Raw genomic sequence first — 21785 nt, 5'->3', positions numbered from 1 at the left:
GGATTTGAAAGTTTCTTAGAGTTTTAAGGGTGAAGTTTATGTCTCGTGCATGTGAATTGACAGGGAAGACGGTTCTGTATGGTAATAATGTTAGCCATGCAAATAATAAGACTCGGCGTCGTTTTTTACCAAATCTTTGCAATGTGACATTGATTTCAGAAGTGTTACAGCAAAGTTATCGTTTGCGCATTTCTGCAAGTGCGTTGCGTTCTGTTGAGCACCGTGGTGGTCTTGATGTTTTTTTAATAAAAGCAGACGATAAAGAGTTATCGCAACGTGCGCGTTTATTAAAGCGCCAAATCATTAAGAAGAAATCTGAGCAAGAAGGTGAGAAAAAAGCTGAGCAAGCAGCGTAATTTTTAGCGTCATTGTTTCCGGCTTTTTTCTTTTTGATCGCTCTACTTTATTTGGTTCCATACCCCAGGTTAAAAAAAATGTCTTCAAGCGGTCCTTTATTAGAACAGCAAAAGAAAAGGTATATTGTTTTTTCTATTTTAGCAATGTGCCTTGCTGTCACTGCTTCTAATATTTTTGTTCAATATCCTGTCTACTGGTTTGATTTGAATGAGCTGTTGACTTATGGGGCTTTTACCTATCCATTTGCTTTTCTGATTAATGATTTGACCAATCGTTTTTATGGTCCATCTGCTGCGCGGCGTGTGGTTTATGCTGGTTTTTTTGCGGGTGTCTTTGTTTCTTGGGTATTGGCGACCCCACGGCTTGCAATTGCCTCTAGTCTGGCTTTTTTATTTGGGCAACTCCTTGATATTATTGTTTTTACTCCGTTGCGACGTAAAACATGGTGGAAAGCGCCTTTAGCAGCAGCATTGGTTGGTTCGGCTTTGGATACAGTGCTGTTTTTTTCTCTTGCTTTTTCTAGCTTTTTTGCCGTTCTTGATAGGATAACAGGCTATGCTGATAGTTCTCTGGTGGAGAGTACTGTTTTGGGAGGGATAGGCATGCCAGTTTGGCTCTCACTTGCTTTTGGTGATTTTTCGGTAAAAATTGTTATGAGTCTGTTTATGTTGATTCCTTATGGGACAATTCTTAACATTATAAAGCTTCCTCTTTATCGAGGGCATTCAAAGGATGCTTCCTCTTTTGTTTGTAACAAATAATAGTCTTTGTCTTTTTGTTTTCCTGAAGCCAAAAAAATTGTACGCTATGTTTAGTATGGCACGTTATTTATAATGATACTTTATCATTTACCAACTTAAGTAAGAACTCTAACACAAAACACTTTTCTTCTTTCAAAATTCTCTTGTGAGGAAGAAATAGAGTCATTTGTTTGTATCTCACAAGAAGGCAATGTGAATAAAATTGTTTGAGAAGTGGCTAAATATACTTTTTACGAGCGGTTTAAGGTGAAAAAGATTATAACTTATTTTCATTAATAGATTAAAATGATAATTATGTTTTTCATTTGAGTGAAAAAGTCCAATATCATAAACTTTTACGCCTTTTAAATACTCTTATTATTGAGTGAATAAAAATTATTTATTTGTCTATGTTACAAGAGAAATTGGCGTGGAGACAACGCCATTTGAAAAGGAAATACTTCTTATGAAGAGCTTTAATGCAATAAAAGTGCAATATTAGACGCTGGAAGTATACTGATTGACCTTAAAATATTGGAAGCTTGAAAATAGGTTTCTGCTGTTGGCTTTTCGCTTGTAAAGCGTAAAGGATGATTCCGGATTCTACATTATGCTATATATGGGTACTGTCGTGAAATCGGCTTCAAGGTGAAATGTTTCTTCGAGTAGGCGCGTGCGAATACACTATATAATGGTGTGTTCTTTTTCGTGAATGAAGCAATATTCTTTTTTTCGTGTTTTTTCTTATATTTTATGTGAGTAAAGGTTTTTGCTTTTATTAATGAGATGGGAGCTTATGTTGATCATTCACTTGTGGAGAGTACTGTTTTGGAATGGTTATGGAGTGTCAGTTTGGCTTGTCGTTTGCTTTTAGCAATTTTGCCGAAAAATCGCTATGAATCCATTTATGCTGATTCTTTTATAAAATAATTCTTAGTGTTTAAAACAGCCTCTTTGGATTATTCTTCTTGTCTGTATCATAAATACGAATTTTATCTTCTCGTTTTACTGAAGATGAAAGGTTAAGTATTATATTTTCTGTGAGAGCAACATTTTAGAGGCATGTTTAGTAGAGATATTGTTTTGTCTACGTGTCTTTCAATATCTAAAATATAGGGAAATAACACAAGATCGAGACAAAAATGGGTGATTATTCAGTCTTTTAATTTGAAAGGTACTCTAGGATACGGTCGTAAATGGAGAATTCCAAGTAAAACTTATCCGTTGCAATAAAACCGGAAAGTAAAAACAAACTCATTATAATTTTTGAAGATGGTTAGAGCATTTCTTTTAGAATTCATAATGCATCTAGTAAAGTAGAAGCCTTCCTTAAAGTTTGATATTCAATTTGTGGGATTATCTTCTCAGGTTTTTAGCCATCAAATTCCGATGGTTTAATGATAGAAATAATTTTTTAAAATGTAATCGTTGTTGATTCAAGGAAGGCTTATTTCTTATAACTATGAGGACTTTTATCACTAAAAAGTACTTCTAATTGTTTTGTTATCGCGTCGGCAAGTTCTTCAGCATTCATAATTGTTACAGCACGTTGATAATAACGTGTGACGTCATGACCAATTCCAATGGCAATGAGTTCGATGGGGGAATGGGTTTGGATTTCTTGAATCACTGCACGTAAATGTTTTTCTAGATAATTGCTGGAGTTGACCGATAGTGTCGAATCGTCAACAGGAGCACCATCAGAAATGACCATAAGAATGCGACGTTGTTCACGCCGTAATAAAAGGCGTTGATGCGCCCAAATCAAAGCTTCTCCATCAATATTTTCTTTTAATAATCCTTCTTGCATCATCAAACCTAAATTGCGTCGCGCTCGACGCCATGGGGTATCAGCACTCTTATAGATGATATGACATAAATCATTAAGACGTCCAGGATTATGGGGTTTGTTTTGGGTAAGCCATTTTTCACGTGACTTTCCTCCTTTCCAAGTTTTGGTGGTAAAACCTAAAATTTCAACTTTGACACCACAACGTTCAAGAGTTTGTGCCAAAATATCGGCACAGCTTGCAGCAACGCTAATAGGGCGTCCACGCATTGAACCAGAATTATCAATGAGGAGTGAAACAACCGTGTCTCGAAATTGGGTATTACTTTCCATTTTAAAAGAAAGGGGTTGTGTTGGATCAATAATAAGGCGTGGAAGTCGTGCTGTATCAAGATATCCTTCTTCAAGGTCAAATTTCCAGTTGCGATTTTGTTGCGCCATCAAGCGGCGCTGGAGACGGTTTGCTAAACGTCCAACGATGTTTTGGAGATGATTGATTTGCTTATCAAGAGAACGGCGTAAGTGATCTAACTCGTTTTCAGAACAAAAATCTGTTGCTTCCAAAATTTCATCAAATTGACGGGTGAAGATTTTATAATTGCCAAGTCTTTGCATTTGTTCCGAATCGGAAAAAAGGTGTTTGGGTTTGTGCGGCTTTTCTTGCCAAGGTCCATTTTTTTGCTCGCCGTCAGCTTGATCATTGTTGTTTGATTGTGTCGCTTGTGTTTTTCCGTCGTCTTGCACATCACTTTCTTGTTCAGTGCTGGTTTGTTCTTCACTTTGAGCGTGTTTTTTGTTTTCGCTTTCTTCTTCTGCTTGATCTTGAGCTTCATTCGCGTTTTTTAATTTTTTATTGTTTTCATTGGCAGAAGCTTCACCCTGTTGTACTGTCATTTTGAGTGTAACAAGCATTTGGCGAACGATTTGTGCAAAAGCCTGTTGGTTGTAAATATGATGTGTAAGTTCATTAAGCTCTGCTGCGGCTTTTTGTTCGAGTTCTTGACGCCACAATTCTAAAACAGGGCCTGCTTCTTTTGGGGCAGGGCGCTTTGTTACTTTTTCACGCAATAAAAGTGCAATCGCTTCTTGGATAGGGGCCTCACTTTGGTTGCTAATCTTATGATAATGGGCTCTCTTGTATTTATCAGCGAGCATGACATCAAGGTTCTTTGCAAGCCCCTCCATGGTTAACGTGCCAATTGCTTCAACACGTGTTTGTTCGAGAGCATCAAAGACAGCACGTGCTTCTGATTCTAGTGGAGCAAATTGCATGTGAATGCGGTTGTCATGCCATGCTTTGCGCAGAGCCATGGAATCACCTAATCCGCGGGTAATGGTGATGTCTTTATTCGTTGCGTATTGAGGTAATTCTGGTAAACGTGCACAACTTTCGCTCAAAGATGGTCTGTTGGAACTAAAGGAAACTTCTAGGTGAGATGTTCCAGCAATTGCACGCATACAGGTGGAAAGTGCTTTTTTAAAAGCTTCAGTATTAAGAATTTTGGGTGAAGTGTTGTTGGTCAGATTCTTGCTTTTGTCGTTAAGGTCGATAGCCATGATTGACATACTCCTTTAAGACAAGACGCCCTGCATGAATGATTCGGGAAGCTCTTGTCCAAAGGCGCGTTGATAAAATTCTGCAACAGTGGCACGTTCGAGTTCATCACATTTATTGAGAAAGGTTAATCGGAAGGCAAAGCCGACATCTTGAAAAATTGTTGTATTTTCTGCCCAAGTAATGACAGTACGTGGACTCATGACAGTTGAAAGATCTCCATTGATAAAAGATTGGCGTACCATATCAGCAACATGAACCATTTGTGAAATTATCTTTTTTCCTTCAGTCGTTTGAAAGGATTTGACCTTTGAACAAATGATATTAACCTCTTTATCATGGGGTAAATAATTGAGTATCGTAACAATAGACCAGCGGTCCATTTGAGCTTGATTAATTTGTTGGGTACCATGATAAAGACCGGTTGTATCGCCAAGACCAATGGTATTTGCTGTTGCAAAAAGACGAAACGCTGGATGTGGAGAGATGACACGGCTTTGATCAAGTAAGCTTAGTTTTCCAGAAGTTTCAAGAACGCGTTGAATGACAAACATAACATCGGGACGCCCCGCATCATATTCGTCGAAAACAAGAGCAACATTATTTTGATAAGCCCAGGGCAAAATGCCCTCTTTAAATTCAGTGATTTGTAGGCCATCTTTTAAAACGATAGCGTCTTTTCCTACAAGATCGATACGACTTACATGACTATCGAGATTAATGCGAAGACAAGGCCAGTTAAGACGTGCAGCAACTTGTTCAATATGCGTTGATTTCCCTGTACCGTGATAGCCAGAAACCATTACACGGCGGTTAAAGGTAAAACCTGCGAGAATCGCTAAAGTTGTTTGCTGATCAAAAAGATAATCAGCATCGATATCAGGAACATGGGGACTTTTTGTGCTAAAAGCAGGGACTTTCAGATCTGTTTCAATATGAAATAGATCGCGAGCACAAAGTGTAATATCGGGCAAATTTTCAACGGTAAGATTTGTCATTATGTTTCTGGAAGGGAGAGGACGCTATTTATTCATTAGAAACGATACAAGAGTTAAAGTATTTATGCAATGCTCTATAATGAGAGCCTTAGATATTAAAGAAAGATTTTTTTACGTATTCTATAATGTTTTGCAAAAAAAAGTAACATTTTGCGCAAATAATGATGGTCTAAATGAAAATAGACTCATATAAGCGCATATTTTCAGCACAAACCAGACTTTTTTAGCAAATTGTAAGCATGTAAAACATCACGAAAGCGCTCTTCTGAAGCACGATTACCACCATTGGAATCAGGATGGTGCTTTTTTACCAACTCTTTATATTTCATTTTGATGTCTTCTGCTGAAGCGTTTGCCTGTAGTCCCAGTGTATCAAAAGCTTTTGCTTCTAAGGGCTTTAATTTTCGTGAAAACTTATTGCTTGAATGCTGCCCAGTAAAAAGCGTGAAGGGATCGCGCATGCGATTTTGATAGGCCGCTGTTCCAGAGCGAATCTTTGCATAATTCGCGGCTGTTTTTTTCGATGTACCATTGCTCAGATCTGTAGGCCATGTCGGACGATGTCCTGTGAGAGCATCCTTTTGAAATTTTGCGATATCTTTATTGCTAAGACCAGAGAAGTAATTAAAATTTTTATTATAGGCGCGTACGTGTTCAATACAAAAATATAAATATTGTCCTTCGTGATTTCGACCTGCTGGTGCTTTATGGGACCCTGTTTTTTCACAACCTTCCCACTGACACTGTTGTGCTTCTGGCTCAGCTTTTTGTTTTTTATTTGAGCTTATGCGAATTGAATCGAATAATTTAGATGTTATTGTCATATTATTGGTTTATGCAAAATTGATTAATTTTACAAGAATTGACTTTTGAAAAATTTGTTTTCACACTTATTCTATTATGAAAAAGGTGTATTTTTGCACGTTCATTTTGTTTGAGGAATGAAAAATGTCTATAGAAACAATCATCAACAGAAAGCTTCAGGATGCTTTTCATCCGCAGAAACTGGAAGTGATTAACGAAAGTCATCTTCATGAGGGACATCCTCATGATGAACATGCTTTTGATGGTAAAGGAGAAACACATTTTCGGGTGAAAATTTTATCTTCTTCTTTTTCCAATATGACGCGTGTAGAAATACATCGAGCGATTTATCAAGTTTTAAAAGAAGAGCTTGCTACTTGTGTTCACGCTTTGGCACTTGAGGTTGAAACACTCTAATTTTTTGATGAGACGTTTTTAGGAACGGGGATGGGCCTTTTGATAGATTTTTAACAAATGGTCTGTATCGACGTGGGTATAGATTTGTGTGGTGGAAAGACTAGCGTGCCCAAGAAGTTCTTGAATGGTGCGCAAATCTCCCCCCCGTGATAAAAGATGGGTGGCAAAAGAATGGCGTAGTGTATGAGGCGTTGCAGTTTCTGGTAAACCAAGGCTTGCACGTAAATTACGGACAGCTTTTTGAATAATGGCAGGCTGTAGGGGACCACCCCGCGCACCACGAAACATGGGTTGGTTGTCTATTAAAGGATATGGGCAGCATTGAAGATAATTTTGTACGGCTTCGTAAACAATTTTTATGAGGGGAACAAGGCGTGTTTTGCCTCCTTTTCCAGTTATAAATAAACTTGTTTTTTCAGGATCAGAAAATTGTTCTGGTGTGAGGCTTAAGGCTTCTGATATTCGCATTCCACAGCCATAAAGAAGCATGAGGACAGCAGCATTACGCGCGGTAATCCAAGGTTCATTTTCCAGTTGATTTTCTTGTTTGACTATGTGAAGTGCTGATTTTATCGCTAAAGGTTTTGGGAGCGATTTGGGGTGTTTGGGGCTTCGGATAAGTTGAGCTGCGGGAACATTGACGATTCCTTCACGTGATAAGTATTTGAAAAAAGAACGGATGCCTGCTACTCCGCGGCTTAAAGAACGAGCACTTACATTATTTGTTCGCCGATAAGCAAGATAAGCACGCAAGTCACTAATGCGTAAATGAGCAAGATCTGTAAGGGTTGGTGTATGGCTTAAGTGTTGACAGAGAAAAGACAAAAATTGCCGCGTATCACGTTCATAGGCTTGCACTGTTTGTGCTGACATACGACGTGTTTGGGTAAGACACTCTAACCAATTTTTCCTTGCGTTTAAAATTGCATGGTCTGCTGGAATGAGAGGAATGTTTTCATCTTTTCTCTTGTCGTTTTTGATAGGCATTATCTAGTTGAGAGTTTCTTTCTTTTTAGATTTTTCATCGTTAGAATGACCATTCTTGTTTTGGGGTTTCTCTTCACGATTGATAAGCTGCTTTTCACCTTTGAGAGAGAGTATTTTCAAAAGATTGTGCGTTGACATCAAATGCGCAAAAATTAATCCTAAAAAGCCATTTTTATGAAGTTTGGCAAGTTGGCTTGCTGATAATTTATTCAATTTTTCTTCATCAACAACCCAAAAATGTTCCAATTGCGCTGAGAGACCTTTATCGTTTTTCACATTGATGGATTTTTGGCTTAGAAGATCCATTTCTACAAGAGCATCAATAAACTCAGAGGTTTTCTCCATAGCGATTTTAAAACTTTCAAGAAAGCGAATACGTTCTTCCATAAAAGGAGAAATAGAGCCATCGGAATTAAAAAGTTCTGTTCCTGCAACTTCATTAAACATACCGGACTGTTGATCAAAGCACACAGAAAGTTCTTTTTCATTGCTAATTTGTGCCAAAACAAAAGGGTAGCGGCGGACAAAAGCAGGAACATAAGTATTGTTTTTCCAACTTTTATCAGAAGCGATATAGTCATTTTCGTCATTAGAAAGACCGACAAGAGCTGCGGATGTGTAGTGCCGTTTTTTTTGTTCATCTTCAGCGCACATAAATAAAATAGGATAGTCTAGTGCTGCTTGAAAATATTCAGTACTTGCTAAAGGAACCCAATGAGTATCCTTGGCAAAAGACATATCACTTGGAGGAGCAAATTTTAGATTTTTATGGGAAATTTTGTTGATTGGTGTGATATCTTTGTAAAATAGCATAATATTTGCCATAAGACTTTCTCCTTTATTAATTTGTTTTTGTTACCAAGAAAGGTCTTTTAGAAGATTGTCTCATATGGCAACAAGATTGAATAGAAAACTATAAGATTGAAGGGTTCATTTTTGAGAGATAATATTTTTGCATGAAGTATAATAAAGAAAAGCTTAAAAATAAAGTCTGTCTTGCCATTATTGGTACGCCTCATGGTATAAAAGGGGATGTTTTTGTTAGAATTTTAAGTGCTGATCCCCAGCGTTTCAAGTCTTATGGTACTCTTTATGATGATATGGGGCGTTCTTATGACATTGTAACTCTTCGCATGCAAAAAAATAAGGCGATTGTACGTTTTAAAGGGGCAGAAAATCGTAATACTGCTGAGTCTTTAAATGGTATTCGCCTTTATGTGATGCGTGATCAATTAATTGATGATTTGATGGAGGATGAGTTTTATCAAGTCGATTTAATAGGTTTGTGTGTCCAAGATTGTGGGGGAAAAATCTTAGGTAAGGTATGTGGTTTTTTTAATTTCGGGGCTGGTGATTTGCTTGAAATACGTTTGAATACGGGTAAAAGAGTTCTTATTCCCTTTAGTAAGGCGGCAGTACCAGAAATTTGTATGGACTCTGGTTTTCTTGTTGTTGATCCCATGGCAGCTGGTTTTAGCGATAGAGGAGAAAATGATAAAAAGGAAATAGCTTGAATCTAAAAATAAAGATGAAGGTAAAAAACAACAGATGAATTTCGTCAATAAAAAGTGGAATGTGTGAAAATATTAAAAATGCTCTTTTGAGCAGATATTGTAAGCACTTTATTTCGAAATAGTCCTGAATTTTTAGAGTCTTTTTTTAGTGTAAGTATTTAGAAGGATCGTATTGAATATGGCGCAGATCAAGGAGACTCAGATTAACGCTATGGCGTTAAAAGTCTTGTTTGTGCTATTTTTGCTATTATAGAATCTGTTTAAGAAAATAAGGATAAGAAATAAAATGAAATTTCAGGCGCGCGTTTTAACCCTTTATCCTGAAATGTTTCCTGGTTTTTTAGGGTATTCTTTAGCAGGGCAAGCTTTAGAGCGTGGAATTTGGTCACTGGAGACGGTACAGATTAGGGATTTTGCTTTAGACAAACACCATAGCGTTGATGATAAACCTGCTGGTGGGGGAGCTGGTATGGTAATGCGGGCGGATGTATTGGCGGCTGCTCTTGATTGCTGTCCACAGGATTCGCCAAGATTGTTGATGAGTCCACGTGGACGCCCTTTTGACCAAGCTTACGCGCATAGCTTGGCTCGTGATACGGGTGTGACGTTAGTTTGTGGACGTTTTGAAGGGGTTGATGAGCGAGTCATAGAAGCACGAGAATTAGAAGAAATTTCTATTGGTGATTATATTCTTTCAGGGGGTGAAACAGCCGCATTGGTTATCTTAGATGCTATTATACGTCTTCTGCCCGGAGTGATGGGGAATGCAGCTTCTGCAAGGTGTGAAAGTTTTGAAAATGGCTTGCTGGAACATCCGCAATATACACGCCCTTCTCTTTTCGAAGGGCGGGGTATTCCGCCTGTATTGCTCTCAGGTCATCACAAAGCGATCGCAGATTGGCGTCAAAGCCAAGCCGAATTGTTAACACGTCAACGTCGCCCTGATCTTTATGCGCGTTATGATAAAAATCATCAGAAAACTTGATTCATATGATAAGGTGGTGTATTGCATGGCTCTCTTTTTAGAGAGTTTTTTATAAAAGGTTTTCTGTAGTTCCAGAATTAAAATGAAGGAATGGTGTATTCGCTCCTGTGTAAGACATAGCCTAAAGAGCTCCTTATTCTTAATAAAGGCTTTTTTGGTAAGAGTTGAGCGCTCTGACTGTTCGATAAAGAACGTGAAGGATAAAAGAAATGAATATTATCGCACAGCTTGAAGCTGAACAATGTGCAAAAATTGAAGAAAAGCGCCAATTTCCAGCATTTCAGCCAGGAGATACAGTCCGTGTTATGGTGCGTGTGACAGAAGGTACACGGACGCGTGTTCAGGCTTATGAAGGTGTTTGTATTGCACGTTCAGGTGGTGGGTTGAATGAGACCTTTACAGTACGCAAGATTTCTTACGGTGAAGGGGTGGAGAGGGTATTTCCTGTTTTTTCTCCTTTGATTGAAGGTGTTGAGCTGGTGCGCCGTGGTAAAGTGCGCCGTGCAAAACTCTATTATCTGCGTGGCTTGAGAGGTAAAGCTGCGCGTATCGCTGAAAAGAGAGATTATCGGAAAAAAGCTGAAAAGGTTGTTGAGAAAGTAGAAGCAGCAGCCGTAAGTACAGATGTTGAAAAGCAAGTTTCTGAGTAAAGATTATATCGGCTAAACTTTATGCAAAAGCGGCTTTTATGCCGCTTATTTGTGTCTTTCTTGATTCGTTTTGCCTTTTAAAAGGCTTGGAGGAGACATAAAAATGTTTAATCTATCAATTTTCCCTCTTTTTATTCTTAATCATGGGTGCAGTTTAAGAGACTATTGCATATATCGTGGATACTCAAAAGGATAAGTTTAATCTGAAAAAATGTCTGTTTATATTTGGAAAATATTTTAGACCTTTGACGTGAAGATAAAAGTGTATTAGATTAAGGCGAGTTTTGCGGATCATATCCGGGGAGTAATCGGTTTTTTTATGCGTGACCTTTAATCCGTTATTTGAGACAACCGACCTGTAATATCGGTATCTTGAGATGCCAAACAAGTAAAAACGAGAGAGTATGTTTAGTCGTTTTGCGCGAACTTTTTCGTTCATTGCGGTTGCAAAAACCAGGTCAGGATATTTTATGATAGAGACAACTAGGATAAAAGAGCGCCCTCGTTCCCCTCATATAAGCATTTATCGTTGGACAATTACTATGGCCATGTCTATTGCACACCGCATTACGGGTATGGCACTTTATGTTGGAACGGTTTTTCTTGCTGTTTGGCTAATTGCTATTGCGTGTGGCGAGGAGACATTTAGAACAGTTTACGAAATTTATAGTTCTTGGTTTGGATTGTGTATTTTGTTTCTTTATACTTTGGCAGGGGTTCATCACATGGTTGGTGGTGTTCGCCACATTGTTTGGGATCTGAAGCCTTGCCTTTTGGCAAAAGAAAAGGCAACAGTCACTGCGTGGGCGACAGTGTTTATTTCTCTTATTGTTACTTTTGCGATTTGGATTATTGGATATACCGTTGTTTAGCTGGGGGTGAAAAGAGATATGAAAAAAGATTTTCGAACGGAACTTGGAAAAGTACGGGGGCGTGGCAGTGCTCATGAAGGAACAGAGCATTTTTGGCTAGAACGTTTGACAGGGTTTATCAATCTACCACTTTTGATATTTTTTATTGTTCTTATTCTTTCGCTTGTGGGCAAGGATTATAGTATTGTGCGTGCACGGCTTGCACATCCTATTGTTGCTATTTTGATGGGATTGATGACTTTTTCGGTCCTTTATCATATGAAACTTGGTATGCAGGTGGTGATTGAAGATTATATTCCACGTGAAGGTTTTCGGATATTCTTTTTGACGTTAAATATTTTATTTTGTTTTCTCGTAGGTGGTATCATTATTTTTTCTCTTTTGAAAATTGCATTAGGGGGTTAAACAAGTATGGCGGGTACAGGATCATCTCTGGGCGCTAAAGCAGGTAACGCCCCTTATCGCACTGTAGATCATAAATTTGATGTTGTTGTTGTTGGGGCAGGTGGTGCAGGATTACGTGCAACATTAGGTATGGCGGAACAAGGATTAAAGACAGCTTGTATTACGAAGGTTTTTCCAACGCGCTCACATACGGTTGCAGCACAAGGGGGGATTGCTGCATCGCTTTCAAATATGGGGCCTGATAATTGGCAGTGGCATTTATATGATACCGTGAAAGGTTCTGATTGGTTGGGCGATACCGATGCAATGGAATATTTGGTGCGTAATGCTCCTGCTGCTGTGTATGAATTAGAACATTATGGCGTTCCTTTTTCGCGAACGCAAGAAGGCAAAATTTATCAGCGTCCTTTTGGTGGACATACGACACAATTTGGTGAAGGTCCACCTGTTCAGCGTACTTGCGCAGCAGCTGACCGTACAGGCCATGCCATTTTGCATACGCTTTATGGACAAAGCTTAAAGCATAATGCGCAATTTTTTATTGAATATTTTGCCCTCGATCTCATCATGACGGATGGGGTTTGTACGGGGGTTGTGGCATGGAATCTCGATGATGGTACAATACATCGTTTTTCTGCCAAAATGGTTGTTCTTGCAACCGGTGGTTATGGACGCGCTTATTTTTCTGCGACATCGGCGCATACCTGTACGGGTGATGGTGGTGGAATGATCGCACGTGCTGGATTGCCACTTCAGGATATGGAGTTTGTGCAATTCCATCCGACAGGGATTTATGGTTCTGGTTGCTTAATTACAGAAGGAGCTCGGGGTGAGGGGGGCTATTTAATCAATTCTGAGGGTGAACGCTTTATGGAGCGCTATGCACCTTCCTTTAAGGATTTGGCTTCACGTGATTTGGTTTCGCGTTGTATCACTCTTGAAATTCGTGAAGGGCGTGGCGTGGGACCTAAGAAGGACCATATTCATTTGGTTCTCAACCATATTGATCCTGCAATCTTGCACGAGCGTTTACCAGGAATTTCGGAATCAGCTCGGATTTTTGCAGGGGTGGATGTAACAAAAGAACCTATCCCCATCTTGCCAACGGTCCATTATAACATGGGGGGAATTCCTACCAACTACTACGGGGAAGTTCTCAATCCAACGGCTGATTCGCCTGATCGTATTCAACCAGGGTTGATGGCGGTAGGAGAAGCGGGATGTGCTTCTGTTCATGGGGCTAATCGCTTGGGGTCAAATTCATTGATTGATCTTGTGGTGTTTGGTCGTGCTGCTGCTATTCGCGCAGGTGAAATTATTGATCGGAATGCAGAAATTCCACCCCTGAATGAAGCTGCTGTTGATGAAATTATAGCACGTTTTGATCGTTTGCGTTTTGCAAAAGGGGCGGTACCAACAGCGGTATTGCGTGAAAAAATGCAACGCACGATGCAAGAAGATGCGGCTGTCTTCCGTACAGAGGATTCTTTGCAACAAGGATGTCAGCGGATGAATAAAATCTGGGAGGAATTGTCTGATATCAAAGTTACAGATCGTTCTCTGATATGGAATTCTGATTTGGTTGAAACATTAGAGCTTGAAAATCTCATGGCGAATGCAATCATGACTGTTTATTCGGCGGAAGCACGTTTAGAAAGCCGCGGTGCCCATGCGCGTGAAGATTATCCAGAGCGTGATGATAAAAATTGGCGTAAACATACGCTTTCACATTTGTCAAAAGAGGGTAAGGTGACGTTATCATATCGACCTGTCCATGTGGACCCGTTAACATCTGAAGCTGATGGTGGGATCGATTTAAAGCGCATTGCACCTAAAAAACGGGTTTATTAAGGGGAGACTGAAATATGGTACAAATTAAGCTTCCTAAAAACTCTCAGGTAAAACCGGGAAAGGTTTGGCCTAAACCTAAAGGTGCTAAAAAACTAACAGAATTTCACGTTTATCGTTGGTCGCCTGATGATGAGGAAAATCCTCGTTTAGATACCTATTACGTAGATCGTTCCGCTTGTGGCCCGATGATTCTTGATGGGCTTTTGTTTATTAAAAACCATATTGATCCAACTTTGACACTTCGTCGATCTTGCCGTGAAGGCATCTGTGGTTCATGTGCGATGAATATTGATGGAACCAATACATTAGCTTGTACCAAAGGGATGGATGATGTAAAACATCCCATTAAGGTCTATCCGTTGCCTTCCATGCCGGTTGTTAAAGATTTGGTTCCTGACTTGAATCGCTTTTATGCGCAACACCGAGTTATTGAGCCTTGGTTACAAACAGTTTCTCCTGAACCTGCAAAAGAATGGTTACAAAGTCACTCCGATCGCCAAAAAATCGATGGCCTTTATGAGTGCATTTTGTGTGCGTGTTGTCAGACTTCATGTCCAAGTTATTGGTGGAACGGTGATCGTTATTTGGGGCCCGCTGTTTTGCTTCAAGCTTATCGCTGGATTGCGGATTCACGTGATGAGATGTGTGGTGAACGTCTTGATAATTTAGAAGATCCTTTCCGCCTTTATCGTTGTCATACGATTATGAATTGTGCCCAAACTTGTCCAAAGGGATTAAATCCAGCGAAAGCGATTGCTGAAATTAAAAAACTCATGGTTGAACGCCGCCTTTGAAAATTTACTGATTGATCAAAAGAAAGCGCAAGGTGGAAAATTGTATCTCCTTTTAGCAATTAAATCTCTAAAAAAAGATCGGCTGCTTATGGGAGCGCAGTAGCTATAATCATTCTAAAAGTGAAGTAATCCCTAAAAAATTAAGCAATCCTTGCAATGGCTGAGCAGAAAACTCATAGTTGAAAATTGATCAATTAACGAACAGTAAAAAGAAAAATAGAAAATTGTGCGTGTTTTTTGTGCTTTTTGAGGCTTAATCTCTAAAAATTTATTGGCTTCTATGAAACGGTTAGTATAGTTATTATTGCCTTTAAAAAGGCTTTAGTTTTTTGAGTAGACTATACTTTAAATAGGCATTCTATGTAAAAATAATAAAATCAATATGCCATGTGTTTTTATTTTTATTAAATTCGTATCAGAATTTTTATTTTGATGCAGATTCAATTAATCATTTTTTATAAAAAACGATAACTCTGTATAAATATAGCACAAAAAATAAATGCTGATACAAATATTATAACGCATGTAAATTATCCTAAATGAAATACAAAGGAGTGATCATTATGACAATTCGTCATTTTACGACACATTTATTATAATATCGAAAACATTGCTAATATTCAGGGATTAGGAATTTTTGATAATATCATTATATATAAAGGTCATATTTTTTATTTTAAAGATTGGATTGTTAATCGAATTAAAAAACAAAATTTATAGTTCTCAAAAAAATGGAGAACGTAAAATCCCTCTCTATTGTAGAGATAGATCATATAGTTAAGGGGGGTAGTAATTTAAAACTATTGTAACGTCATAGATTTAAATTCACTAAAGAGCAAATAAGACGTTTGAAAAATATCAAATTTATAGTTTTTCCCGAAAATTTAGAAAACACTAGTGAGAATTCTAAGAACACGTGTTGCGAATGTGGAATAAGGGCTGTTTATAGATTAATTTGAGTTGAATGAATTCAATCATCAAAGAAAATATGTTATATTTTTATGCGTTTCGTAGGTTTTGATTTTATATATTTTTATCTATAAAAATAGAGATTTCTAGGTTTAATTCCTATTTTTTATATTACTCAATTTCATTTTTGTTTGCATATATTGCTTAAGAAATTTATTTAGGCAGTAAAGTGCTTTTTTGTTTTATTTTTCAGTATAGAGATATTTCTTAACATGAAGGAGAGGTCTACAAATATTAATGGTGTAATCAGTTATTGTTTGGGTGTTTATTCTATTGTACTGTAAAATACCCTCATTTGAGGAGCGCTAATTAAAGTGGTTAAAAAGTGGAACCGTTTTAAAGAGGTGTGTCTTAAGGCACCAAAGCCCATTTTGCGGAGCTGACCATGGATGGTATAATGGTAAATCTAATAGAGTACTTCCATCTTCATGCTTATAGAAGAAGCAAGCCGGCACCATCATTATATTAGCCAGCTCGTGGGTGTTGCGACAGCCCTTGGCACTTAAGACGGTTCATAAAAGGCATTTTTAGTTCTTTCTTGTATAGTTTTTACCTATACGCCAGCTCCGCTTGTGAGGTGCAAGCAAGTGATTTTGATTGATTCAACATAAACAGATTTGCAATGAGAGAATCCTACGATATTCGGGATTCTAATTCAATATGAATAACGATAAATTATTTATTATAAATCAATATCTTGTCTAGAAAAGGAGGCGGATTGTTTACAGATTGATGCGGGGTAAGAAGCTTCATCCTTTGAGGTAGTGAGAGCGAGATTCTGCTAGACAATGGTGTAAATTAGAACGCCCCCCAAGCGGGCAGGTACTAAGTCCAGTTTGTTGCATATATTGAGCCATACAATGCGTAGCGAGTGTACCATGACTGGTTGTAGAAAAAATTATTGCCAGATAAAAGGTACGTTTGTTTGGTCACTTTTGGTGCTTCAGATGATAAGGCCACGCGAAATTCTGTTGTAGCATTCCGTCGTCTTTTCATATTCTCGAGCCAAGGATAGAGTCCATATATTCCCATCAATATAATTTTTATAAATATGGCGCAAAGGACGTGTACGAATACTTGTTAGGATAAGAAAACGCAAAGTTAGTTGTGTCATTGTTTTTGTTTTGCAGAGTGTTTGATAAAAAGCAGGCAGCTCTTTCCAATTCATAGCTGGTAAATTTTGCGCTTTATGGTGTTGTTTACCTAAGAGAGCACGTGCTTTTTTGTTGCTTGTAATCAACATTATTCAATCTCAATGCAACAGCGCGTTTGAAACAAAGATTGAGGCAAATGAGAGCTTTATCAGGAATTCCAGCTTGTACATGGCAGATGGAGGAGAGGGTATTGCGTATCTGTGTTGGCGTAGACTCTGAAACTGCTATACAGCCTCATTTGTAGAGAATATAAAGTCGTAAAGGTGCAAATCAATCACAAGCCTTACCATCACTTTTAGTTCAGTTTTACGACTTTCAAAAGCATTTAAAGCAATATTCTTTAATAAAGGTGCTTACCGCTTTACGCTTTTGTTTATTGCATTCTTTAATAAGATCACGTCCCTCATGCAAAACAGAATGTTCCAAATCAAATACACTTGGGTTGCCAGTTCAAGGGCTTTTTTTAGAAACATTTCTTAATGCTTCCAAGTCCATTTTACGACACTACCCGTGAATAGTATAACAATAAAACCATTGAGCTCTCCATCTTTAGGCTTATGAAGGAGTAAGTTGATACCATCACATATTTTGTAAGCACCTAATGTTTGTAATTTAGGCATTTGAGATAATTCATAGGAGGCGTGTTAATCCTTTATTAACAATTTTTATTCCATTTTCTCCCTGCTTGTAACGTGCAAAAGACATGGTTGTGGTTGATTCAAACAGATTTGCAATGAGAGAGCCTATGATATTAAGATCTCTCATCCAACATGCAAAACAATGAACATTCTTTATAAATCAATGTCATGTAGTTTAAAAAGTGGGATTATAGATTTGTGCTTATAGGAATTTTTGCTCTTTGAGATGTAGAGAAGAGAGCAGGAATATTTAGAGTAGCGCTTGCCTGTGTATTTTGTAGACATTGTCTTTTAGGATAGGAAAATGATCAAAGGTTAAGAGAATTGAGAAAGAGTTTCATGTGTGATTTAATTTTTTTGTGAAGTTGTTTTCTCTTAACTTTTTTCTTCTTTTGTTCATTAAAAGTGTAGAAAACGCATTGAAGAAGCAAAGAGAAGAGGGGGATGAAAATAAAAAGCCATAACCAATTGGTTATGGCTTTTTGTCTTGTATAATACTATCGAGAGAAGAATCCCTCTTAAGCGATTTTTGATTTAGCAAAAATCGGGTCGTAAAAGACTTCAGTGAGTTTTCTATCTTTAAAGAACAACACTACGTCAACTGTTGTATAGAGAACGATTTTTATCATTTCTAACTCGAGTTGCCGGCCAATTTCTGATCTTTTAATCAAGGTGGCACATCTCTCAAATGTCTGCAAAGCGCTGTTGGCATGCGTTGTTGTAATCGACCCGGGATGACCAGTGTTGAGCGAATTGAGATATTCCCATGCTTCATTGCCTCGCAATTCAGCGAGAAAAATTCTGTCAGGCGACTGACGCATACATGCATCTAGGCATTCTTCAGCTGAAACACGGCCTACATTGTTACCATAAATCATATGTACATGATTGGGATGATTGGGTAGAAAAAGCTCATGAACATCTTCAATTGTGATAATACGCTCCTCTACAGGAACCTTTTCAATAAGTGAGCGGGCGAATGTTGTTTTACCAGATCCTGTTTTGCCTGCAATAATAATGTTGCGTTTGTGAAGGACGCATTCTTCCAAAAATTCAAGAATTTTTCCCTCACGTTTACTTTGTAAGAGTTGAACTTCAAATGGTTCCAACCGTGTAAAGTTCTGCTTCGATAACAAGTTATCTGCTTCTTTTGCTGAAGGCTTATTAAAACTTACATCAGAAAAATTATCAAATGCTCCTTCTTCTTTGAGTTCTTCTAACGTCTTAACTACAAGAGAATGTTTACGAATTACAAAAGAAAGAGCACCATCAACAACAGCTGGTGTTTGTATAATTGTACCACGTTGTCCACCAGGCAAGAGCACATAATTAATACTTCTGGGAGCCATACCATTATAAACGATAATAGCTGTAATAAGCGTTTGCAAAAAAGTGGTTGTTAATTCTGGCACGCTATATACCTGCCAACCCTTAAAGCTTTTTGTCCATACTTCACAGGGGCGGCAGATCGATAATTCAGTGATCTGCGGATCTTCTAAAAAATGATCAAGCGGTTGCAAAAGCTGAGAAACTGCTTGATCTTTCTGTATTGGGTTAACGTGTGACGAGACTGTAGACATCGCTGAAATCCAGATCACGAGCAACAAAGATGTTCACTCGTTCGCCTTGGTTTTTATAAAGTGTTGGTGCAATATTGATGGAACCTTGAAGAACATCGGTCACTATCGATTCAGCATTCTGAACACCTTGAGATTGAACATTTTGAGTTTGTGAATTCTCTTTACTATTTTTATTAATTTTGCTTCTTACCCATTCTCCTAAATCACCGATGATGCTAACCATAATGGCACTGCCAAATCGTTCCCAAAAGTGTCTATCAACCCAGCCGCCGATACCTGATTCACCAAGAGGACCTGTACCAGGTGAGTCAAGATTGACAACAACACCAGAAGGCGTTTCAATGCGTGACCATTGCACAAATACACGCGTTTGTCCTTGTTGTATGCCACTTTGGTAAAAACCAACAACTTTAGAACCACGGTCGAGCAAAACAACGCGACCACTTGTGGAGTAAATATCACGTGTTAGATGACATGTCGTCATGCCTGGTTGTGATGTGATGATCTTTGTTTCCAATGTGCAATCTATTTGTGTTCCTTGCGTAATCAAGAAGTCACGATTACGAAGTTGTGCTGCATGTGATTGACCTAAACGAACTGGTTGGAGACGGTCGAATAATGCGCCACTATTTCCATCATCATTCGATGCTTTTTTTGTCTCTGCAGATCCTTCACCCCCACCGTTGTTAAGGCTAGAACTGAGCATACGTCTGCGTGCTAATTCTTCAGAATCTTTAAGTAAATGTGAGGGAATGGTTGTTTGAAGAAGCTTACTCAAGGCTGGTGAAATATCCAAAGTTGAGTCTTCTGTTTGTGTTGGCTTATCTGCTTCTTCTACAAACTTTGGCTCTTCTATAACTCGGGGGGTATAGCTTGGTATAATTTGCTGTACTGTTTGTTGTGGTTTCTCTTCCTCCACTTCTACGGTGTCACGCATTTTAAAAGATTTCCAGGTCAAAGCAAGCGGTACCGCTATTATGACAATAAGTCCTACCATTAACAATGCGCGAGTACCTGGAATTGTCGGACGGCGTTCAGAACCTAGTTCCGATCCTCCATACACGCTTTCGACATGTCGTTGCTCTGCATTGTCTAGTCTTGTACCTTTCCCCTCTCCCTTCTCATTACCAAACATCATTTTCCTCCTTTATTGACGCGATGAACCACTGAAGATATTGTTCCAGTTGTATTTGGTATACCATTGGGATCATAGGCCTCATTAAAAACAGCTAAAGCACGTTTTCCAAGTCGTATAAGCCACTTAGGATTGACCTTATGAACGGCGATAATATCATTAGAACTGCCAACAACGGTACGTGGTATTAAGCTTTCATTCCCCTCAGCATCTACGACATAAATCGATGGCATGTCCATGTTAGCAGGAAACTTAAAGTAAGTAATACGCCCATTGTCCCAAGCATTTATTGGCGCAATATCTTGGTGACCGCTCATGGTGTAACTAAGATTATAACCTTTTACGCTTTGGTGAAAACCACGTTCAATTGCAAGCCGTTGATTGTTTGTGTCTGATTTTTCATCGTTTGAATCGGGATAATGGAAAGCCAATTCATAAGTTGCTCCTGCACGGTCATTGCGAAATTGCAGTCGGAATTTGTAACTTCGTTTATCAGTTACAACGATGAGATTGGTATTGGCAAGCTCTGCTTTTGGTTTAATAAAAATATGCCTTCCTTTATGCGCAAAGGCATAGGCCTCTGAATCACCAAAGGCATGAGTGATATACTGTTCACCTTCTTCAAGAATAATATGTGTTGCCACACCAAGAACTGTTTCAATTTGAACCACATCAGCTTCGTTATATGTTATATAGCGAATGCGATGATCATATTGTGAATTTGATGGGCTTTTGAGTGCTTGCACAGGCACCGTATACAGAGAAGAAAACGAAGACAATAGAACAATGAATGCAAGTTTTTTCATAACAATCAATACCTTAATCATTCAATAGTATTTCTGGGTCAGCACGATAACTTGTCACTTGGAAACCAAGGGGGTTAAGCAATCGATCAGATGATTTCATAGGTGAACCAACATAAGTGTAGCCAATTGTTGCGATTTGGTGTTGTTTTGCTCCAGCAGCACCGGTGCTGTCATGCTGTTGGGTCGTAAAACGTACAGTTGCTTGACCGAGCCCATTAGGTTGGATTGATCGTACTTTAACTGTGATACGTGCTTTGTTAGACAGAACTTTATCCCGCGCATTTTCTCCTTCATAAATTTTTAAATATTCTTGTTGAACAGCTGCTGCGCTTAAAAGTGCTGTTGTGTCATAGTTCAGTTGAATGGTATCGTAGTCGTAAGTTTCGCGGTTAAGCACATATTGATTGAGCCAATATCTGTCTACAACTTCACCATAGCTGGTTTCATGTTCACGCATGATGGAGATAACATCAACTGCACCTGTTGCATTATCAACACGTAATACTAAAGGGGTGGGAGCTGGTTGAGAAAAACCGACAACTCCACATATCATACCAAATAAGCCAAAAAGACCAACAGCACCTGCTACACGCCATGCCGTCCTACGCGATCTTATAAACTCACTTATGAGATCACGTTCTAAACCTCGGCTTTCTTCATAATAACTATTTAATTGTTCGGCTTTCACTGGTTTTGTTTGTTTTGTTTTCATCTGTCTCCTCGCTTGATTTCGGCAGGGATTGTTTTATTAATGGGTACGCGGTTTCTATCATTTGGTTGCTTTA

The 21785-nt window shown here is 38.5% G+C and carries 21 protein-coding genes and 1 pseudogene; 11 read left to right on the top strand and 11 right to left on the bottom strand.

What is annotated here, in order from left to right:
- Positions 1-38: 38 nt before the first annotated feature.
- The 3 genes from rpmB to ACFIM1_RS00100 all read left to right on the top strand — a co-directional run bounded on the left by rpmB (position 39) and on the right by ACFIM1_RS00100 (position 2027).
- On the top strand, positions 39-356 hold the full coding sequence (gene rpmB, locus ACFIM1_RS00110; RefSeq protein WP_375609042.1) for a 50S ribosomal protein L28: 318 nt from the start codon (positions 39-41) through the stop codon (positions 354-356).
- Between the two features lie 78 nt (positions 357-434).
- Positions 435-1118: a VUT family protein gene (locus ACFIM1_RS00105; protein ID WP_375609043.1), complete on the top strand. Its 684-nt coding sequence runs from the start codon at positions 435-437 to the stop codon at positions 1116-1118.
- A gap of 765 nt (positions 1119-1883) precedes the next feature.
- Complete coding sequence (locus ACFIM1_RS00100; protein WP_375606024.1) at positions 1884-2027, top strand: hypothetical protein; 144 nt, start codon at positions 1884-1886, stop codon at positions 2025-2027.
- A gap of 517 nt (positions 2028-2544) precedes the next feature.
- Here the strand turns inward: ACFIM1_RS00100 and cobT are convergent.
- The 3 genes from cobT to ACFIM1_RS00085 all read right to left on the bottom strand — a co-directional run bounded on the left by cobT (position 2545) and on the right by ACFIM1_RS00085 (position 6263).
- Positions 2545-4443 (bottom strand): cobaltochelatase subunit CobT, encoded by a 1899-nt coding sequence (gene cobT / locus ACFIM1_RS00095; RefSeq protein ID WP_375609044.1) that lies wholly within the window; start codon positions 4441-4443, stop codon positions 2545-2547.
- 15 nt (positions 4444-4458) lie between these two features.
- Positions 4459-5439, bottom strand: coding sequence for a cobaltochelatase subunit CobS (gene cobS / locus ACFIM1_RS00090; protein WP_375609045.1), 981 nt, complete (start codon positions 5437-5439; stop codon positions 4459-4461).
- 203 nt (positions 5440-5642) lie between these two features.
- The gene (locus ACFIM1_RS00085) at positions 5643-6263 is read right to left on the bottom strand and encodes a J domain-containing protein (RefSeq protein ID WP_375606021.1); all 621 of its coding nucleotides are present in this window, start codon (positions 6261-6263) and stop codon (positions 5643-5645) included.
- Between the two features lie 124 nt (positions 6264-6387).
- Between ACFIM1_RS00085 and ACFIM1_RS00080 the strand changes: the two genes are divergently transcribed.
- Positions 6388-6660: a BolA family protein gene (locus tag ACFIM1_RS00080; protein ID WP_375606020.1), complete on the top strand. Its 273-nt coding sequence runs from the start codon at positions 6388-6390 to the stop codon at positions 6658-6660.
- A gap of 18 nt (positions 6661-6678) precedes the next feature.
- Here ACFIM1_RS00080 and ACFIM1_RS00075 read toward each other — a convergent pair whose 3' ends face one another.
- The gene (locus ACFIM1_RS00075) at positions 6679-7647 is read right to left on the bottom strand and encodes a tyrosine recombinase XerC (RefSeq protein WP_375609046.1); all 969 of its coding nucleotides are present in this window, start codon (positions 7645-7647) and stop codon (positions 6679-6681) included.
- A gap of 3 nt (positions 7648-7650) precedes the next feature.
- Positions 7651-8472 (bottom strand): SapC family protein, encoded by an 822-nt coding sequence (locus ACFIM1_RS00070; protein WP_375606018.1) that lies wholly within the window; start codon positions 8470-8472, stop codon positions 7651-7653.
- A 131-nt stretch (positions 8473-8603) separates the two neighbouring features.
- Between ACFIM1_RS00070 and rimM the strand changes: the two genes are divergently transcribed.
- The 7 genes from rimM to ACFIM1_RS00035 all read left to right on the top strand — a co-directional run bounded on the left by rimM (position 8604) and on the right by ACFIM1_RS00035 (position 14718).
- Positions 8604-9161 carry a ribosome maturation factor RimM gene (rimM, locus tag ACFIM1_RS00065; protein ID WP_375609047.1) on the top strand — a complete coding sequence of 186 codons (558 nt, stop codon included), beginning with the start codon at positions 8604-8606 and terminating at the stop codon, positions 9159-9161.
- Positions 9162-9447: 286 nt separating this feature from the next.
- A complete protein-coding gene (gene trmD / locus ACFIM1_RS00060; RefSeq protein ID WP_375606016.1) occupies positions 9448-10146 on the top strand; it encodes a tRNA (guanosine(37)-N1)-methyltransferase TrmD in 699 nt (232 codons plus the stop codon).
- A 209-nt stretch (positions 10147-10355) separates the two neighbouring features.
- Positions 10356-10796: a 50S ribosomal protein L19 gene (rplS, locus tag ACFIM1_RS00055; protein ID WP_375606015.1), complete on the top strand. Its 441-nt coding sequence runs from the start codon at positions 10356-10358 to the stop codon at positions 10794-10796.
- Between the two features lie 470 nt (positions 10797-11266).
- Complete coding sequence (sdhC, locus tag ACFIM1_RS00050; RefSeq protein WP_375606014.1) at positions 11267-11668, top strand: succinate dehydrogenase, cytochrome b556 subunit; 402 nt, start codon at positions 11267-11269, stop codon at positions 11666-11668.
- An 18-nt stretch (positions 11669-11686) separates the two neighbouring features.
- Positions 11687-12073 (top strand): succinate dehydrogenase, hydrophobic membrane anchor protein, encoded by a 387-nt coding sequence (sdhD, locus tag ACFIM1_RS00045; RefSeq protein WP_375606013.1) that lies wholly within the window; start codon positions 11687-11689, stop codon positions 12071-12073.
- A gap of 6 nt (positions 12074-12079) precedes the next feature.
- Positions 12080-13924: a succinate dehydrogenase flavoprotein subunit gene (sdhA, locus tag ACFIM1_RS00040; protein ID WP_375608474.1), complete on the top strand. Its 1845-nt coding sequence runs from the start codon at positions 12080-12082 to the stop codon at positions 13922-13924.
- 14 nt (positions 13925-13938) lie between these two features.
- The gene (locus tag ACFIM1_RS00035) at positions 13939-14718 is read left to right on the top strand and encodes a succinate dehydrogenase iron-sulfur subunit (protein WP_375606011.1); all 780 of its coding nucleotides are present in this window, start codon (positions 13939-13941) and stop codon (positions 14716-14718) included.
- 1912 nt (positions 14719-16630) lie between these two features.
- Here the strand turns inward: ACFIM1_RS00035 and ACFIM1_RS00030 are convergent.
- The 6 genes and pseudogenes from ACFIM1_RS00030 to ACFIM1_RS00005 form a co-directional block, all read right to left on the bottom strand.
- The gene (locus tag ACFIM1_RS00030; protein ID WP_375608475.1) at positions 16631-16930 is read right to left on the bottom strand and encodes a hypothetical protein; all 300 of its coding nucleotides are present in this window, start codon (positions 16928-16930) and stop codon (positions 16631-16633) included.
- A gap of 1067 nt (positions 16931-17997) precedes the next feature.
- Positions 17998-19059, bottom strand: a complete 1062-nt coding sequence (gene virB11 / locus ACFIM1_RS00025; RefSeq protein WP_375608476.1) for a P-type DNA transfer ATPase VirB11 — start codon at positions 19057-19059, stop codon at positions 17998-18000.
- On the bottom strand, positions 19034-20194 hold the full coding sequence (gene virB10 / locus ACFIM1_RS00020; protein ID WP_375608481.1) for a type IV secretion system protein VirB10: 1161 nt from the start codon (positions 20192-20194) through the stop codon (positions 19034-19036). The genes virB11 and virB10 overlap by 26 nt, the downstream gene beginning before the upstream one ends.
- Complete coding sequence (gene virB9 / locus ACFIM1_RS00015) at positions 20194-21000, bottom strand: P-type conjugative transfer protein VirB9 (protein WP_375609048.1); 807 nt, start codon at positions 20998-21000, stop codon at positions 20194-20196. The genes virB10 and virB9 overlap by 1 nt, the downstream gene beginning before the upstream one ends.
- 13 nt (positions 21001-21013) lie before the next feature.
- On the bottom strand, positions 21014-21712 hold the full coding sequence (locus ACFIM1_RS00010) for a virB8 family protein (RefSeq protein ID WP_375609049.1): 699 nt from the start codon (positions 21710-21712) through the stop codon (positions 21014-21016).
- Positions 21709-21785 (bottom strand): annotated as a pseudogene (locus ACFIM1_RS00005) (TrwH protein); the annotation flags it as partial. The pseudogene ACFIM1_RS00005 and the gene ACFIM1_RS00010, both read right to left, overlap by 4 nt.

The organism is Bartonella sp. AC158YNML (assembly GCF_042196725.1).
In the GTDB taxonomy this organism is placed as follows: Bacteria; Pseudomonadota; Alphaproteobacteria; order Rhizobiales; family Rhizobiaceae; genus Bartonella.
This window is presented reverse-complemented; position numbering and strand designations above follow the sequence as displayed.

Coding starts and splice junctions, on each gene's coding strand:
- rpmB (WP_375609042.1), top strand. CDS start 39: ATGTCTCGTGCATGTGAATTGACAGGGAAGACGGTTCTGTATGGTAAT.
- ACFIM1_RS00105 (WP_375609043.1), top strand. CDS start 435: ATGTCTTCAAGCGGTCCTTTATTAGAACAGCAAAAGAAAAGGTATATT.
- ACFIM1_RS00100 (WP_375606024.1), top strand. CDS start 1,884: ATGGGAGCTTATGTTGATCATTCACTTGTGGAGAGTACTGTTTTGGAA.
- cobT (WP_375609044.1), bottom strand. CDS start 4,443: ATGGCTATCGACCTTAACGACAAAAGCAAGAATCTGACCAACAACACT.
- cobS (WP_375609045.1), bottom strand. CDS start 5,439: ATGACAAATCTTACCGTTGAAAATTTGCCCGATATTACACTTTGTGCT.
- ACFIM1_RS00085 (WP_375606021.1), bottom strand. CDS start 6,263: ATGACAATAACATCTAAATTATTCGATTCAATTCGCATAAGCTCAAAT.
- ACFIM1_RS00080 (WP_375606020.1), top strand. CDS start 6,388: ATGTCTATAGAAACAATCATCAACAGAAAGCTTCAGGATGCTTTTCAT.
- ACFIM1_RS00075 (WP_375609046.1), bottom strand. CDS start 7,647: ATGCCTATCAAAAACGACAAGAGAAAAGATGAAAACATTCCTCTCATT.
- ACFIM1_RS00070 (WP_375606018.1), bottom strand. CDS start 8,472: ATGGCAAATATTATGCTATTTTACAAAGATATCACACCAATCAACAAA.
- rimM (WP_375609047.1), top strand. CDS start 8,604: ATGAAGTATAATAAAGAAAAGCTTAAAAATAAAGTCTGTCTTGCCATT.
- trmD (WP_375606016.1), top strand. CDS start 9,448: ATGAAATTTCAGGCGCGCGTTTTAACCCTTTATCCTGAAATGTTTCCT.
- rplS (WP_375606015.1), top strand. CDS start 10,356: ATGAATATTATCGCACAGCTTGAAGCTGAACAATGTGCAAAAATTGAA.
- sdhC (WP_375606014.1), top strand. CDS start 11,267: ATGATAGAGACAACTAGGATAAAAGAGCGCCCTCGTTCCCCTCATATA.
- sdhD (WP_375606013.1), top strand. CDS start 11,687: ATGAAAAAAGATTTTCGAACGGAACTTGGAAAAGTACGGGGGCGTGGC.
- sdhA (WP_375608474.1), top strand. CDS start 12,080: ATGGCGGGTACAGGATCATCTCTGGGCGCTAAAGCAGGTAACGCCCCT.
- ACFIM1_RS00035 (WP_375606011.1), top strand. CDS start 13,939: ATGGTACAAATTAAGCTTCCTAAAAACTCTCAGGTAAAACCGGGAAAG.
- ACFIM1_RS00030 (WP_375608475.1), bottom strand. CDS start 16,930: ATGTTGATTACAAGCAACAAAAAAGCACGTGCTCTCTTAGGTAAACAA.
- virB11 (WP_375608476.1), bottom strand. CDS start 19,059: ATGTCTACAGTCTCGTCACACGTTAACCCAATACAGAAAGATCAAGCA.
- virB10 (WP_375608481.1), bottom strand. CDS start 20,194: ATGTTTGGTAATGAGAAGGGAGAGGGGAAAGGTACAAGACTAGACAAT.
- virB9 (WP_375609048.1), bottom strand. CDS start 21,000: ATGAAAAAACTTGCATTCATTGTTCTATTGTCTTCGTTTTCTTCTCTG.
- ACFIM1_RS00010 (WP_375609049.1), bottom strand. CDS start 21,712: ATGAAAACAAAACAAACAAAACCAGTGAAAGCCGAACAATTAAATAGT.